Annotated in this window: 2 protein-coding genes; both read left to right on the forward strand. The window is 38.5% G+C overall.

Translation table 11 applies throughout. From position 1 onward, the window contains the following. The first annotated feature begins 261 nt into the window (after window positions 1-261). Window positions 262-927 carry a hypothetical protein gene (locus FV227_RS28365; RefSeq protein WP_147860458.1) on the forward strand — a complete coding sequence of 222 codons (666 nt, stop codon included), beginning with the start codon at window positions 262-264 and terminating at the stop codon, window positions 925-927. Window positions 928-992: 65 nt separating this feature from the next. Next, window positions 993-2,480, forward strand: coding sequence for an oligosaccharide flippase family protein (locus FV227_RS28370; RefSeq protein WP_147860459.1), 1,488 nt, complete (start codon window positions 993-995; stop codon window positions 2,478-2,480). Window positions 2,481-2,529: the final 49 nt, after the last annotated feature.

Raw genomic sequence — 2,529 nt, forward strand, 5'->3', positions numbered from 1 at the left:
CCCCCCCCCCCCCCCCCCCCCCTTTTTTTTTTAATTCATAGGCGTACACCGTTATCTACACAATGTTTATCGTCGGGATGGTCATTTGTTTAAAATTCTAATGTCCTAACGTCATCGTTTGTTTTCAGCGCTATTTCGGGCTTATTTTTTATTATAATTAAATCAAGTTTAGACCAAAAAATAAGGTCTGTAAGACAGCTAGAGTATTTAGTTAACTGTCAAGCTATTTTCAATCGCCGTCGAATTTCAAAGAAATTAATAATGGCCGCTCGCCACGGAAGAGATCTTAATGAACTCTATAAATCTATTAAGATTAGCTCCAAAGATTACTTTGTGTATTGTAGCGAGCTATTGAACGATACAATATCCAGCCCGCCCAATAAATCCAAGAGAAATGCGATCGGAGTTGTAACGTACCAGTTAACCGATTATTCTCGAATAATCTCGCTGGAGATAGCTTCGTTTTTAGCCCTTCAAGGGAAAAATGTCGTATGGGTGTCAGATCTTCTTGAATATAACAGCAGCAGGTACATTTCCCACTTAGAGTTCGGTGGACTAAATAACGAAGATCGCAAAGCTAAAGTTGAAATTAATGCTCATGACTTAGCTTCATCGAGCGATAGAGTTCGATTGATCGAAGCTGATGAATTGGCGCCGTACTATAAAGGTAAGCCTCCGTACCTCGTTCCAGAGATCAATTCTTTAATTTCTTTTATTGAAGATGAAAAAGCTAATAGCGATATTATTGTCAATTTCTCGGGTCTAGAAAATCATTCAAGTCTAAAGTCGCTTCATAGCGTACTGTCTGGTATAGTCGTCGTTTTCTTGGCCGGCTCATCAGAGATAAAAAATGTTACCGCCATAAGCGAAAAACTTCATTTACTGAATATACCAGTTATAGGTGTAGTATTTATTGAAAATAATTAGCTTTCCATAATTGATCACGGCGCCTTTTTCGAAGACAATTTGGTTAAGGGGCTATAGAAAAATCCATGGTCTTAAACCGAACAGTAACAAGCAGCTTTCTTGTAGTTGGAGGACGATTCACTTCGAGGTTAATAGATCTTTTTGCATTGCTCATTCTTACGCGACTGCTCATTCCTGCAGATTTTGGTAAGATAGCTATTGCTTTGAGTCTTGTGAGCTTAATTGATGCATCTTTGGAATTCCCAATAAATCAAGCGTTATTGAGCGTAACGGACGCCACGCGTGAGCACTATAACACCGCGTTTACATTATCAGCATTTCGGGGCCTAGTTTTATTTGCCATAGCAAACTCAGTTGCTTACCCATACTCCTTATTTTACGCTCAGCCACAAATCCAGTTGATTGTTCTCGCACTATCTTTTGCATCTTTTATTCGAACGCTAACGAATCCAGCACTTGCTTTTTACCAACGCTATTCAATTTTTTGGAGGGACGTAGGCGTTGAGTTTACTGGAAAAATAGTTTATCTGATATCTACGCTTATATTTGCTTATTACCTTCGAAACTATTGGGCCTTAGTAATAGGGACTACGGCTGCGTCATTTGTTTATGTCTTTATGTCATACCTGTTAGCTCCATTCGAGCCTAAGATAAGCTTCAAAGAATCGATATTCTTCCGTTCTTATATTGGTTCCATTGCTTTCGCCCAGGTAATAAGCACATTCAACTGGCAATTTGAAAAAATGTTATTAGGTAAGTTTTACGACAATACGAAGCTTGGTATATATAGCACTTCTAATGATATTGCCCAAATGCCCCTTATTGCAGTACTAAATCCACTGTCCCGCCCATTGCTGGCTGCGTTTGCACGAGAAAAATCTGACAAGCAAAAGCTTTCAATCATATATTTAAATTCCTCTTCAGTAATATTAATGGTGGCCCTGCCTATACTTATAGGTATTTGTTTGATTGCTGACAATATTATAAATAGTATGTTCGATCCTAATTGGCTGGAGGCTATACCGCTTTTGCAATTGCTGGCACTCAGTATGCTACCTGGTCCATTCGCAATGGCAGTAGTTCCATTATCTCTTGCTTATGGTAGATCGAAAACGTTCCTCATGCGGAGCCTGATAGAGTTTTCGACGAAAGTTCCTCTAATGGTGTTGGGCGTTTATTATTATGGTTTTTATGGGGTAATATTTGCTAGACTCATATCTGAGCTTTCAACGATCGCTTACTCTCTTTATGTCGTTCGTAATCTAATTAATATAAGCATATCAAAACAAATATTGTGTGGCTGGCAAAGCGTGGTCTCATCTTTAGCAATGGTTCCTGCTGTAATTGCTACAAAAGATCTTATGTTAAATTTTGGATGGTCAATGAATAGTGTTACTCTGCTTATCATATGCGTATTCACAGGCGCTGTATCGTACGTTGTTAGCCAATTAATGCTTTGGGCTGCTCTTGGATTTAGAAGAACACCAATCTCGTTATTTTTTATTTCCATTCTTCGAAGAACTTTGGGTAATAGACTACGCATGCTATTGTAACCCTCTCAACCATTCTATTATCAAATGCTACATTCTATCTGATGATTCT

This window comes from Methylobacterium sp. WL119 (assembly GCF_008039875.1).
GTDB lineage: Bacteria > Pseudomonadota > Alphaproteobacteria > Rhizobiales > Beijerinckiaceae > Methylobacterium.